General features: G+C 64.0%; 12 protein-coding genes. 2 read left to right on the top strand and 10 right to left on the bottom strand.

The features are described 5' to 3' along the window. Positions 1-105 precede the first annotated feature (105 nt). The 10 genes from GM415_RS08680 to GM415_RS08635 form a co-directional block, all read right to left on the bottom strand. Positions 106-2706: a PEP/pyruvate-binding domain-containing protein gene (locus GM415_RS08680; protein ID WP_158947423.1), complete on the bottom strand. Its 2601-nt coding sequence runs from the start codon at positions 2704-2706 to the stop codon at positions 106-108. 3 nt (positions 2707-2709) lie between these two features. Next, positions 2710-3126, bottom strand: a complete 417-nt coding sequence (locus GM415_RS08675; protein ID WP_158947422.1) for a response regulator — start codon at positions 3124-3126, stop codon at positions 2710-2712. Next, positions 3123-3500: a response regulator gene (locus GM415_RS08670; RefSeq protein ID WP_158947421.1), complete on the bottom strand. Its 378-nt coding sequence runs from the start codon at positions 3498-3500 to the stop codon at positions 3123-3125. The genes GM415_RS08675 and GM415_RS08670 overlap by 4 nt, the downstream gene beginning before the upstream one ends. 5 nt (positions 3501-3505) lie before the next feature. Continuing rightward, positions 3506-3937, bottom strand: a complete 432-nt coding sequence (locus GM415_RS08665; RefSeq protein WP_158947420.1) for a response regulator — start codon at positions 3935-3937, stop codon at positions 3506-3508. Between the two features lie 21 nt (positions 3938-3958). After that, complete coding sequence (locus GM415_RS08660) at positions 3959-5680, bottom strand: sensor histidine kinase (protein ID WP_158947419.1); 1722 nt, start codon at positions 5678-5680, stop codon at positions 3959-3961. A 150-nt stretch (positions 5681-5830) separates the two neighbouring features. After that, a complete protein-coding gene (locus tag GM415_RS08655; RefSeq protein ID WP_158947418.1) occupies positions 5831-6595 on the bottom strand; it encodes a substrate-binding periplasmic protein in 765 nt (254 codons plus the stop codon). A 38-nt stretch (positions 6596-6633) separates the two neighbouring features. Beyond that, positions 6634-9075, bottom strand: a complete 2442-nt coding sequence (locus GM415_RS08650) for an acetate--CoA ligase family protein (RefSeq protein WP_158947417.1) — start codon at positions 9073-9075, stop codon at positions 6634-6636. A gap of 175 nt (positions 9076-9250) precedes the next feature. Continuing rightward, positions 9251-9712, bottom strand: coding sequence for a hypothetical protein (locus tag GM415_RS08645; RefSeq protein ID WP_158947416.1), 462 nt, complete (start codon positions 9710-9712; stop codon positions 9251-9253). Between the two features lie 88 nt (positions 9713-9800). After that, entirely contained in the window at positions 9801-10586 is a 786-nt protein-coding gene (locus GM415_RS08640) for a substrate-binding periplasmic protein (protein ID WP_158947415.1), read from the bottom strand. A gap of 53 nt (positions 10587-10639) precedes the next feature. After that, positions 10640-11458 (bottom strand): nitroreductase family protein, encoded by an 819-nt coding sequence (locus GM415_RS08635; protein ID WP_158947414.1) that lies wholly within the window; start codon positions 11456-11458, stop codon positions 10640-10642. A 180-nt stretch (positions 11459-11638) separates the two neighbouring features. Here GM415_RS08635 and GM415_RS08630 point away from each other — a divergent pair, with 180 nt between their 5' ends. Together GM415_RS08630 and GM415_RS08625 are read left to right on the top strand one after the other, a co-directional pair. Beyond that, on the top strand, positions 11639-13411 hold the full coding sequence (locus GM415_RS08630; RefSeq protein ID WP_158947413.1) for a glutamine--tRNA ligase/YqeY domain fusion protein: 1773 nt from the start codon (positions 11639-11641) through the stop codon (positions 13409-13411). An 8-nt stretch (positions 13412-13419) separates the two neighbouring features. Continuing rightward, on the top strand, positions 13420-13758 hold the full coding sequence (locus GM415_RS08625; RefSeq protein WP_158947412.1) for a hypothetical protein: 339 nt from the start codon (positions 13420-13422) through the stop codon (positions 13756-13758). The last annotated feature ends 6 nt before the right edge of the window (positions 13759-13764 follow it).

Below are 13764 nucleotides of genomic sequence, written 5' to 3'. Positions count from 1 at the left end.
TCTCCGGGCGGATGGCGCGCAGCCGGTCATCCATTTTTTTACATTCTTGTTATATATTACTGCCGAGAATGTACATATCTGCTAACAACCGCTCCGGCGTGGTAGTTATTTTTCACCGAACATGGCGAAGTCGGCAAAGAAGCGCTCACGCCGCCTCGCCACTTCACCCTTGTTGGTCATGATCATGTCGAGCTGACGGGTATGAGTGATGAGATAGCCCAGAACCTTGAGCCGGAAGGCCATGGCCTGCCTGTCCAGCCCCTCCACGCGGGCGTGCATGTTGTCACCCCGGACGCGGACACGGAAGTCGAACTCCTCCAGAATGTCGCCCACGAACCGGGCGCGCAGGATGCGCCGCTCCATGTTCGCGGCCCCGCCCTTGAACTGGAAGGAGGCGTAATTCTCACTGGTGCGCTCGCCCACCAGGGACTCCACCCCGCAGAAGTGGAACCCGAAACGGGACTGTAGGCAGCAGTAGTTCTTCGAAATCATGAAATAATTCTTTTGCGTGTACAGGGACTGACCCGCCGTGACCAGGTTGGGGTTGGCCGTGGCCTCGAACATGACGGCCATGAGTCCCTTGCCGTGCACCGGCGGCGGCCCCTCCCAGGGCACGGCCTGCATGCCCTCCCACAGGGCGCGCATGGGAAAGGAGTCCACGTGCTCCAGGAGCACGCACCGGTCCTCCCGCTGCTCGCCCTCGGGCTTGATCCCGTCGTCCAGGTTCAGGACCCAGAACTGCTTGGGCACGCCGCAGATGAGCTGACGCGATGCGGCCTGGACATATTCGTCGTGGGTGGAAAATTCGAACATCTCGCGCACGGCCATCTCGTGGCAGAAGCGCATTATATCGTGCAGGGTGCGGCACCCCTCAGGGCGGAACTCCGGGGAATCCGGGTTGGTCAGGTTGAGCCGAACGATGTGCCGGGCCGCCTTGCGCAGCGCTCCCTGCACCGGGCTCCCGCGCATGACCCGCTGGCGGGGTTTCTCCACCAGCAGCGCCTCCACCGCCCCGTCGTAGACCGCATGTCCGTCAGCGTCCACGGTGACGATCGCGCCGTTTTCAAGGCGATCCGTCGCCCCCTTCACGCCGAACAGGGCCGGGACCCCGAACTCGCGGGCCACGTTGGCCAGGTGCCCGGCAATACCTCCCTGCTCGGAGACCACCGCGCTGCAACGGTCCAGCAGGGCCGCCCGGCTGGGCAACGCCTGGGACAGGACCATGATCCCGCCGTCCGGGAAGGTCAGGGTGTCCGCGTCCTTGCGGATGACATGGACCGGCCCCACGCCCACGCCGGGGCTGGCGATGCGGCCTCCCGAGAGAACGGGCTCGGGCAGCGGGGAGGCCACGGCGGGCCGAGCCTTCTCTTCGGGCTCCTCCCCTTCCACCAGCATGAGCGGGCGGCATTGGAGCAGGTGATACCTGCCGTCCTCAGTGATGGCCCACTCCACGTCCTGGGGCGTGCCGAAATATTCCTCAAGCCGAACAGCGTGTCCGGCAATGCGCACGGCCTGCTCGTCGGTGAGAGAGACCTCGTCCCCCCTGCCGTCCAGCAGCTCGGTGCGGCACACGCCCACGTTCTCGTGACAGACGTACTGGCTTTTCTTGTGCGCCACCTCGCGCAGAACCACGCTCATGGGTTCAGTCCGCGCCACCACCAGTTCGTCGGTCTCCGCGGAGCCGTCCACCACGGTCTTGGGCAGTCCCCAGACCGACTGGATGGCCACATTGTCGTCGCGGACGTTTACCGGGCTGCGCGAATAAGTCACGCCCGAGGCGCGGGCCTCGACCATGACCATGCAGCCCACGCTCATGGCAACGTCCTCGTCACGGATGCCGCGAGAGACCCGGTAGGCCATGGCCTGCCGCGAATATTTGGAGGCCACGACTTCCCTGTAGGCATAGAGCAGAGAGGAGTGGTCCACGTTGAGCATGGAGCGGTACTGTCCGGCAAAGGAGGCGCCCTCGATGTCCTCGCCAAGGGCCGAGGAACGCACCGCGAGCTTGACCTCGTGTCCGGCGGCCTCGCACAGCCGTCCGTAGGCCGTCTCCACGGCCTCGACCAGTTCGTCGGGCACCTCGGCGGCGATAATCATCTGCATGATGCGCGAGGAGAGCTGGAACATGGCCTCGCGGTCAGAAGGATCGGCGGTCTGGATCAGCCGGTCCACCTCCATGCGCAGATCGTCCGAGGCCACGAACCGGCGATAGGCCTCGGTGGTGATGACGAACCCGGCGGGGATGCGCATGCCCAGCTGCCGCCCGGCCTCGCCGAGCATGGCCATCTTGGGGCCGCACAGGTCTGCATGATCCCGCCCCACGTCGGCAAGATTGATGACCAGGGCGTGCTCCTGTCGGCGGAGCACCTCGGGCTCGATATGCGGCATGATCCGTTCCTGGATGGCCTGGAACCGGCCGTTGAGCCCTTCGTACGCGCCCGGATTGAGTTCGTTGAGATGCCGCACCATCTGGAATATGGACGTGGAGATGCGAGTGCACAGGGTGCGCACGTAGTGCATGCCGTAAGGCGTATAGCCCCGCAGGGCGTCCTCTAACTCGCCGATGAGATCGTGCGCCCGGGTGTTGGCCTGGATGAGCAGCCGAAAATGGTTGTAGCGCGCGGCAAAGGTCCGGCGGATAGCCGCCAGCTCCTCGGGAGTCTTCTTCTTTTTCCCGGTGAAGGGGAGCCAATCGAGGATGGACATGGTTTACCCGACCCGCCCGCCCGGTTCGGACCGACGGAGCTTTTCCTCGTGCAGCCGTTTACGTCCGGCAGCGTCCTCGAGCTTGTAGAACAACTCCTCGAACTCCACGGGCTTCATGAGATAGTCGAACGCGCCCAGCTCCATGCCCCGGAGGGCGACCTCCAGGGAGGCGTGCCCGGTGAGCATGACCACCTCGGTCAGCGGCCACTCGTTCTTGATATGGGTGAGCAGGGTCAGCCCGTCCATCCCCGGCATCTTCACATCGAGCACGCAGACGTCCGCCGGGGCGGCGGTCATGGCCTCAAGCGCGGATTCGCCGTCATTGGCCTCGCGCACGGAAAGGCCGCGCCGGACAAGGCGCTTGCGCAGCGGAGTCAGGAAGTCCGCCTCGTCGTCCACCAGCAGTACGTCGAAGGTCATGACTCGACTCCCACGGCCTCACGGATCTTGGCCAGCAGATCATCCAGGTCGCACGGCTTGAGCAGGTAGTCGAAAGCCCCGCGCGCGATACCGTCCCGCGCGGCCTGCTCGCTGCCGTGACCGGTGAGCATGATCACCGGCATGGACGGGACCATCTTCTTGAAAATATCCAGGACCTCGATGCCGTCCATATCCTCGAGCTTGAGATCGAGCACGGCCACGTCGAAATCATCCCCGCGCAGCGCCTGGATACCCTTGGTGCCGCTCACGGCGGTGCTCACCGCGAACCCGCGCTTGTTCATGCGCTTCCTGAGCACGTCCACGAATCCGGCCTCGTCATCCACGAGCAACACACGAATGGCTGTGTCGGGCATGATCATCAATCCCCCCGCCTGAGTTCGATATGCCGTGCGCGCGCCTCCAAAATCCGGGTCTCGCGGGCCTGTTTCTGATCGTACGCCTCGCCTACTTTGGCGAGCAACTCGTCGATATCACACGGCTTCATCATGTAGTCATAGGCCCCGCTTTTCATACCGTCAATGGCGCTGGCCACGGTGGCGTGGCCCGTGAGCATGAGTACTTCCACCAACGGGTGTTCCGCCTTGATCCGCTTCAGCGTCTCGATGCCGTCCATGCCCGGCATCTTCACGTCCAGGATGACCACGTCCACGGAGTGGTCCGCGTCCAGGGCCTTGAGCCCGTCCTCGCCGCTAAGAGCCGTAGCCACGGTATACCCCCGTTTGCCCAGCCGCTTGGCCATGGTCTCCACGAAGGGTTGTTCGTCGTCGATAAGCAGAAGATGTGCCGCCATTGTCTCCTCCATTGGCCCCGGTCAGAGTTCCTCGCCGTCACCGGCATCCACCGTTTCCGAAGACTCGGCGGCCGGAAAGCGGACCGTGAAGGTCGTGCCCCGGTTCACCACGGACTTGACCGCGATGTCGCCGCCCATCTTGTGGACGATGCCGTAGATGATGGACAGTCCGAGCCCGGTGCCCTTGCCCACAGGCTTGGTGGTGAAAAAGGGATCGAAGATGCGTTGCAGGTTGGCCTGGGGGATGCCGCACCCGGTGTCGGATATGGACACGGCCACGACGCCGTCCTCCATGCGGGACATGATGTCGAGATTGCCGCCGCCGGGGTCCATGGCGTCGATGGCGTTGTTGATCAGGTTGAGAAGCACCTGCTGCACCTCTGAGGCGCTCCCCTCCACCTCGGCCACGTCGTCGGCCAGGCTGGCCTCCATCGCCACATTGGCGTAGCGGGCCCGCTGTTCGCAAAACTCGACCATCTCCATGATCATGTCGTTGACGTCGATGCGCTCCACCGTGGGGTCTATCTTGCGCGCGAAGCTGAGCAGCTTGTGGGTGATCTCGCGGCAACGGACGCCCTGCTCGCGAATCTGGCGCAGGGCGCGCTGCACCTCGCGCTCGTTGTCGTCCTGGTCCAGCCCCTCGTCCAGAAGGTCCTGAATCCACCCGGCCTCCTCGACCATGATCGCCACGGGGTTGTTGATCTCGTGGGCAATGCCCGCCGCCAGCTCGCCCACGCTCGCCAGCTTGCCCGCCTCGATGACCTGCTCGTTCATCATCTCCTTTTCCACGTCGGCCAGCTCCACCTTGCGCGCCATGCGGCGGCTCATGAGGTAGGCCATGACCGTAATGGCGATGCCGCCGAGGAGCAGGACCACCACGGCCAGGTTGCGCGCCTGGTCCAGGGCGGAAAAGGCATCGTCAACGTCCTGCTGGTAGACCATCAGCCAATCGCCCGATTTGAGCGGGCTGGTGACGAAGAGGGTCTCGCGGCCCGTGGCCGGGTTGGTCTCGACCGTCATGGAGGCCCTGCCGTGGGCCAGCTCGCTGTCACCTGCCCTGCCCGCGGCCAGCTTGCGCAGAAAGGAAAGCTCGCCGGACATGTCCCGGCGTGGCGTGGTCTGAAATTCGCCCTTGCGGTTGATGATGTAGGCCATGCCGGTCTCGCCGACGAGGATGTCCTCCACCAGCTTGTTGAAGCCGATGAAATCCAGTGTGGTCCTGAGCACCCAATCCTGGCCGTTTACCGGAACGAGCAGGGCGATGGTGAAGTGCGGCACCCCGCGCAACCCCAGGGATACGTCGCTGATGAAGACCTTGCGCTCCAGCACCTCACGATACCAGGGGGCGTCCGCGTAGTTCGCCCCGAGGAGCTTGTATGGACCGGAGTAGGCCACCTGAACACCCTTGCAGTCAACCAGTCCCAGGTCCACGAAGTCGCTGCCGTGCACCCGAGCCAGCACGTCGTGCAACCGGGCCACACCCGCGTCGCCGCGCAGCCGCTCCACCCCCACGGCCTCCGCCAGTACCTGGAGCTCCTCGACCTTCTCCTCCAGATAGGCGTCCACGGCCTGGTCGTGTTTGAGCACCAGCTCGCGCAGGTGGGCGTCCACCTTGGCGCGGTAGGCCACGGAATACTGGTATCCGGCGATGAGGGTGATGAGCAGCAGGGGAGCGTAGGAGACCAGGATGATGGTGAACATCATGCTCTTGGCCAATCCCTGGTAGTAATGGGCATCCGACACGGTGCGCCTCCACGGCGTTTTCGGCCCGGGCGGGGGTCCGGGCATACCGCAGGCCTGGTTTTCCCAGCCTGACAAACCGTAGCAAACATCCCGGAAGGATTCAATAAATAAGCAGGATATCCTGAAAGATTGGGGACAACAACAGCCCGATCACTTGTAACGATTGACTATATCGTCATAAGTGCCGTCTCGTATCATGGAGTCCAGCGCCTTGGAAAAATTAGCCGCATCCACGGCGGTAGCGGTTTTCCTGGAAAAGACCAGGTACCCTTCCCGATAGTCGAGGATAGCAATGCGTCCCTGCTCGTCACGGGCAAAGTCAACCTTGCCCAGGGTCGACCTCTGCTTCAGGTAGTGCGTGGCCAGGGTGCTGTCCATGAGCAGAAGATCAATGCGACCGTCCAGCAGCTTCAGGAACCCGAGATTATTGCTTGAAGTGGCCTCGATTTTCACAAAGTGGGCTTTTTCCATGAACTCCTTCCCCTTGGGGCCGTACTGGAACCCCAGCCCGATGCCCAGGACAAGGTGGTCGAGCCCTCCGAAGTCGGGACGAATCACGATATCGGAATCCGCTCGTTTCAGCGCGGCAAGCCCTATGCGGAACAGGGGGGTGGGAGAATAGTGGAAGTACTCGGTCCGCTCTTTGGTGAAGATGGGGTAGAAGAGCGCGTCCGCAGTGCCCGATTGAATCATGTACAGCGCCCTCTTCCACGGGACCAGTTCGATATCGAACTGGTATCCGGCCCGCGTAAGTCCTTCCTTGACCAGGTCCGCCGCCATGCCGGTGACCTCGCCGTCGATGAGCATGACCCGCGGCGGGGCCACCATGGAAATGACATGCAAGTATTCAGCGCCCCAGCCGGGGACCGGGAGCAGGACCAGGAAGGCCATGGCAAGAAGGACATACCTGCGCATGACTACAATTTACGGAAAATAAAAACCCCTGTCAGTTATTATCGGGACATTGCGCCCTGGCGCGCCGAACGCCGGATTGCGTCGGCGGCCAGCCTGCCTTCGATGTATTGGGCGATGGCGGCCACAGCCTGGTCCGAAGTGCGGAAGGTGCACAGTCCGGCCTCCTTGAGCCGATCCACCAGCGGGTCATAGAGCCGTCCGCCGTCCACCACGCCGATGACCGGGGTATCCAGCGTGGGCAGCAGGTCGGCCAGGCGGGCGGCGATGGACCGCTCGTCCGCGAAGTCAAAAGCCTTGTGCTCCGGGTCGGCCAGGGTGCGCATGACCGGCGAGAGCGGGTCCAGCCCGGCCACCACTGCGTCCACGCCGGGATCGCCCGCCAGGATGCGGATGGCCTCGGCGTGCACGAAATCGTTGGCCGCCGGGGTCATGTCCAGAGGGTTGGTAACGGTGACCAGCTTGCTCAACCGGTGGTCCATGAATAATCCGTCAAGCTGCTCTCTGGTGGGGCCGGCCAATGCGGCAAGGCGCATGCGGTAGGAGTCCGACTGGATGGAATCGGCCATGCCCACTGCCTCGAACCCGGCCCCGGATACAGCGGCCAGGCGGTTGGAGCGGATGGTCTTGCCGTGCAGCCGCTCGGCCAGCATGAACAGGTTCTCGAACTGGGTAAAGGAATCGGCCACCACGGCGCCGGCCTGGCGCACGCAGGACTCGCAGACCACGTAGTCCCCGGCCAGGGAAGCGGTGTGGCCGCTGGTGGCGGAGCGCCCTTCCGGAGTACGGCCCGCCTTGTAGAAGATGACCTCCTTCCCGGCCAGCACCGCCCTGCGTACGGCCCGGCAGAAGGCCAGCCCGTCCATGTCGTTGAAGCCCTCGGCATAGACCGCGATGACGTCCACCTCATCGCTCTGGGCAAACCAGCCCAGCAGATCGCCCAGGGTCAGGTCGGTCTGGTTGCCCGCCGAGACCATGTAGGCCGGGTCCAACAGCGGGCACTGGGAGAGCCGGGTGAGCATGAACGCGCCCGACTGGGAGATGAACGCGGCCCGGTGATGTCTGCCGTGAGAAAAATCGGGAAGCTTTTCGTCCGGGATGAACCAGGTGTCGTAGTTGCCGGGCCGGGAGACCACGCCCATGCAGTTGCCGCCCAGAAAGACCGGCCCGCCGCCCTGCGCGTGGGCGGCCTGGATGCGGCCGATCACCTCGCGGGCACGCGCCTCGCTCTCGGCGGTTTCGCCCATGCCGCCCGGAATGAGCATGACCGACTCGGCGCAGTCCAGCTCCACCAGATCCTCCACCAACCTGGGCACCTGCTCCGCGCCCACCGCGACCACGAAGAGGTCGAGCTTTTCCTCAAGATCGGCCAGTGAGGGGACGCAGCGAACACCGCCGATCTCCTCCAGGCCGGGCCGGATCACGGTCATCTTCGCGGGATCGAATCCGGCCTCGATGACGTTGTCCAGAATGATCCGCCCGAAATTCCGGCGCGTGGACGAGACCCCGATGATGCCTATGGTCTCCGGGTGCAGCAGGTTGCCGATCTTGCCCGCCGGACGCGGGACCGGGAGGGAACCGGGACGGGAGAACCGGCACATGCCGTCCAGGGGGACCATCAGATAGTCGGCGTAGGCAAAGGGATTGATCTCCAGCTCCTCGATGACGAAGGGCGCGTCCGGGTTCTCCGGGGAGTAATGGTTGGCCATGTCAATGAATGAGGAGAAGCACTCGATGAGCTGGGCGTCGGTGACGATGCGCCGCTGACCGCGCGTCAGCCCGGCCAGTTTCTTGTAGGACAAGGTGTTGCGGAAGAGCTCGAAAAAGGCCTCGCCGTCGGCCAGGGCAGTGGACGTGGCGACCATGGCCTGTCCCTTGCGGAAACGCTCGGCGTAGAGTTCGGTATCGGTGCCGCCCAGCCCCGCGCCGATGATCATGCCGAACTCCCTGGTCCGGCGGATACCCACGATCAGCTCGTTGCCGAAGGCCTGGGAGTCGGGGCGCAGAAACTGGACCATGAGCACGCCCCAGATATCCCGCCGCACCGCGTCCAGCAGCTCTCCGCCCGAAAGCCCGGCATAACGGGCCGGGGCGTGAGCCGGGTCGCGCTCAAGCATGGCCGCGAAATTCTCGGGGACCTCCTGGAGCATGCGCCGCCAGGCCGAACGCACCTGGCCCGGAGTATTCTCCACCACGCGCACGCCTCCCACCTCGGTCTTGTGCACGATGGCCGGGGATACGATCTTGAGGACCACCTTTTCGCCGGGCAACGCGTCGAGCTCCTCGTCGCTCGGCCGCGCGTCCCGCTCCAGAAGCACGGTGCGGGGCGGGGTCTCGGCCCCGGAGTCGCGCAGCAGGTCGTAAACCTCGTGCTCGAACAGGGCGTCGCGCCCCTCGGCGTGGGCCCGCTCGAAGAGCGTGGTGATGGAGTGGTAGTCTATGGCGACCTGAACGGACCCGAACGCGTGGTTTTGACTGGACATTGTTCCCCCGGAAGGCTCGTTGGCGAAATGGGGGTACGGTACGGCACCCGCCCCGCCGGGTCAATGGGGGGCGCAGGAAAATGACTGCCGGTCACACGCCGCGCCACAAAACAAACGCGGCAACGAACGGTCAGACTCCCACGCCGGGCGTGGACGGCACGCCCATCGACGGCAGTCAGAAGGCGGCTGCGAAGAAGGCCATGCTGATAAACCCAAGCAGGGCCAGCAGGAAGAAGCCGCCGGAGATAAGCAGGGCCACCCATGGCACCCAGGTGTTCACGCCCCCGGCATCGCGCAGGTATACCTGATAACCGCTGCCGTAAAACGCCTTGGCCTCGGCGATCTTGGTGTTGGCGTGCCGGAAGTAGAGGGAATTGGCGGCCACGCCCCAGCCGATCCAGATGATCAGATTGAAATAGGGCAGCCACATGGTCACGAAACAGAGCGCGGCCCAGAGGTACATCTTTCTGTAAAGATACCACCAGAAGGTGAAGAAGAAGGCGGCCCAGTTCCAGCCGGGATGGAACGAGGCGGGGTTGGCGCAGTAGGTGCTGAACTTGGGCAGGAACTTGTGGACGTTCCTGTCGATGAACGCGGCGTAGTCTTCGGCCGAGTGCGGCCCCATTGCTTGGTTCATGAATTTCTCCGGGATTGGTTCGGACGGTTGCTCCATTCGATGCGCAGGATAGCCCATGCCGGGGAGCGTGACAACATGTGGCGCGCCCCTACTTCACGGCGTAGGATTTCAGATACCGCTGTAGGATGGCGGCATGGAGCCCGGACCGTCTGATCGTATCGAGCCCCCGGTCAAAGGCGTCGCGTAGGCCGGGATCGGCAAAGGCCACGTGGCGCGGCGAAGGCGGGAACACAGCGTTGAAGCGCAACGGCTTTTTCAGTTCCAGCTTTTGGGCCAGGGGCGAGTTGGCCAGCTTGTCCCGCCACCAGAGCAGGATGCGCTTGTCCGCAACGACCACGTCCACCCGGCCCGAATAGAGCATCCTGACCTGGAGGGACTGATCGGCCAGCTCGGAATACCGGTCGTTCCGTTTGGTCATCTTCCCGAAATCGGGACCAAGATATTTGACGGCGTTGTTGAAGGCGAGCACCCGCTTGTCCTCCATGTCGTCAAAGGAATTCACCGGCTCCGCGGTAAGCAGAGTCACGGCATAGTTCTGAAGAATAATGGTGGTCCCCGAAGAGTAGGTTTCGCGCCCGGAGTCCCCGGCCAGATCATAGGCCGTGTTGGTGGCGATGCCGTCCACGTTGCCTGCGGCGTACTCCACAGGCAGGCGGAGGTTGGGCAGGTAGACAAATTCCACCTCGAGCCCGGCGGCCTTGAGCGACTCCCGGATGACGTCGACCTCGATGCCCGCGTGCGACTCCCGGATCACATAAGGCGGGATGGCGAAACCGATGCCCACCCGGACCGTGCGCGCCTGGCAATCAACCGCGAAAAGCAGGAAGAGCAAACCCCACAGAACAGGGACAAAACGAAGAGATGCGGACCGCATGCCCATCCATTGCAGAAATTCAACCTGCCGTCCAGTTGGGTATTCCTTATATATCAGACCCAATGCACATTTGCGCCCGGACGGGGCGGTATGAACCGGTAGCGGCGGGCGGGCCTGCCGAGGAGGAGCGCGCCGTAAACCCGGCCCTCCTCCGGGATGCCGAGGAGCTCCCGCAGGGCGGCATCGGTCCCGGCGGCCATCTGCACGTAACCGCACCAGCACGCGCCCAGCCCGAGGCCGTGGGCCGCCAGCTCGAGGTAGGCCGTGGCGATGACGCCGTCCTCCATGGGGGTGATGCCCGTGGCAGGACCGTGCGCCACGGCCAGGGCGGGCGCCTCGCGGCAGACGATGTCGATGTCTCTGTCCCAGGCCTTGACGATACCCGCCAGGTGCAGGGCGGCCGCCCTCTCCGTTTCGGCCTCGACCTCGCCCCGCATCCAGTCCACCGTGGCACGCGCCGCCTCGGCCACCCGCTCGGGCGTGGCCGCAACGCTCCAGCGCACGGGGTGGGCATTGTGCCCGGAGGGGGCGTACTCGGTGAGGTCGAGCAGTTCGCGCAGGGTCTCCTCGGGGAGCGGCTCCTTCTTGAAGGCGCGCACCGAACGGCGCCCCTTGAGCAATTGCACCACCTGCTCCGGCGTGGCCGCATTCTTCCGGTCCAGGAGCTCCCCCGTATCATCGAAGCGGTCGAGCCGGATGGCCTGAGTGGGGCAGACGGCCATGCAGTGGCCACACCCGATGCAGTAGGCCTGCTTGCGCTCATGGGGAATGGGATAGCCTTCCGCGTCGAGAGCGATGCAGCCCAGAGGACACGCTGCGGCACACAGGCCGTCGCGCTTGCATGAGTCGGTATCGATGGTGAATAATGACATGGCTGCCTCCTGGGTTGCGGTTCATCCTCGCTCTTATGCCGCGTACGGCAAGGGATGCGTTGACCGGCCAGACGATTTCCCGTATTTCAGGGCTCCGGCACGAGCTCCCGTTTACCGAACGGCTCACGTCCTGTATACCCCTTGTTCCGGGAACCATTACACACGCAAGGAAACGCACCCATGAGCAATAAGCCCGAAGCGCCTGAGAAAGGAAAGGATTTCATCCGTACCATCATCGACGCGGACAACGAGTCCGACAAGTACGGAGGCCGCGTGCATACGCGATTTCCCCCGGAGCCCAACGGCTACCTGCACATCGGCCACGCCAAGTCCATCTGCCTGAACTTCGGCGTCGCCCGTGACTACCAGGGCAAGTGCAACCTGCGCTTCGACGACACCAACCCCGTCAAGGAAGAGGTGGAATACGTCGACTCCATCCGCGAGGACGTATCCTGGCTCGGCTTCTCCTGGGATGCCAACCCGTTCGCCTCGGATTACTTCGAGAAGCTCTACTACATCGCCGAACTTTTCATCAAGATGGGCAAGGCCTACGTGGACCACCAGAGCGCGGACGAAATCCGTGAGAACCGCGGCACCCTCAAGGAGCCGGGCAAGAACTCCCCCTACCGCGACCGGACCGTGGAGGAGAACCTCGACCTGTTCCGCAAGATGCGGGCGGGCGAAATGCCCGACGGCGAGTGCATCCTGCGCGGCAAGATCGACATGGCCGCACCCAACGTAATGCTCCGCGACCCGGCCCTGTACCGCATCAAGCACGCCGACCATCACCGCACGGGCGACGCATGGTGCATCTACCCCATGTACGATTTCACCCACGGGCTCTCCGACGCCATCGAAGGCATCACCCACTCCATCTGTACCCTGGAATTCGAGAACAACCGTCCGCTCTACGACTGGTGCGTGAACACGCTCATGGAGGGGTTGAAGCAGCCCGAGCTCTTCGGCGAAAACAGCAGTGTCTACGAGGAGCTGGCCGCCCTGCCCGGCTTTAACCAGCGTCCCTACCAGTATGAGTTCGCCCGATTGAACATCACGGGAACGGTGCTGAGCAAGCGCAAGCTCATCCAGCTCGTCAAGGAAGGCCACGTGAGCGGCTGGGACGACCCGCGCATGCCGACCATCAGCGGCTTCCGCCGCAGGGGCTTCACGCCGGCCTCCATCCGCGACTTCTGCGAGCGCATCGGCGTTGCCAAGGCCGACTCCACCGTGGAGTACGCCCTGCTTGAGGCCTGCCTGCGCGAGGACCTCAACGCCCGCGCCCCGCGCTACCTGGGCGTCATGGACCCGGTCAAGCTGATCATCGAGAACTACCCCGAGGACCAGGTGGACGAGTTCACCATGCCCCTGCACCCGGAGGACGAGTCCTACGGCGAACGCGTGGTCCCCTTCTCGCGGGAGCTGTGGATCGAACGGGCCGACTTCATGGAGGAGCCGCCCAAGAAATTCTTCCGCCTCGGACCCGGCCGCGAGGTGCGGTTGCGCTTCGCCTACTACGTGACCTGCACTGGCTACGAAAAGGACGAGAACGGACGGATCACCGAGATCCGCGCCACCTACGACCCCGAAACCAAGGGCGGCTGGTCCAAGGACGGCCGCAAGGTCAAGGGCACCCTGCACTGGGTTTCCGCAGCCCACGGCGTCAAGGCCGAGGTGCGCAACTACGGCAACCTCTTCACCTGCGAGAACCCCAATGCGCCGGAAGAGGGCAAGACCTTCGTGGACTACGTCAACCCCGACTCTCTGGAAGTGCTGGACGAGTGCTGGGTGGAGCCCGCCCTGGCCGACATGGCCCCGGGCACCAACTTCCAGTTCGAGCGCACCGGCTACTTCTGCGCCGACGCCAGGGACCACAAGCCCGGCGGCAAGCTCGTCTTCAACCGCACGGCCACCCTGCGGGACACCTGGGCCAAGATGCAGAAGAACATGAAATAAAGGGATCCATGCCCGAACGGGAAACAAGAATCTTCACGGGAAGTTCCGGGGAACGCTACCGCTTCGCCTTTAGGCCGAAGCAGACGACGTTCCCCGACGTTCCCGGCGTCTGCATACTCGCCTACACCCACCCCCGTGGCCACCGCGCCGGGTTCGAAGCCCATCCTCTGGCCATCGCAGGGACAACCAGCCTCAAAGACACGCTGGCCGCGCCGGACCACCCCGAATGCCTGGCGAACGAATGCTGGAACAGCGTCTATCTGCTGCCCCTGGAAAACGCCCGGAACAGGGAGGCCGTCGTGGACGATCTCCGTCAGGCCTATGCGCCCCCCTGCGGCTCTTTCTGACCGCAA

The sequence above is a fragment of the Pseudodesulfovibrio cashew genome, from assembly GCF_009762795.1.
Taxonomy (GTDB): domain Bacteria; phylum Desulfobacterota; class Desulfovibrionia; order Desulfovibrionales; family Desulfovibrionaceae; genus Pseudodesulfovibrio; species Pseudodesulfovibrio cashew.
This window is presented reverse-complemented; position numbering and strand designations above follow the sequence as displayed.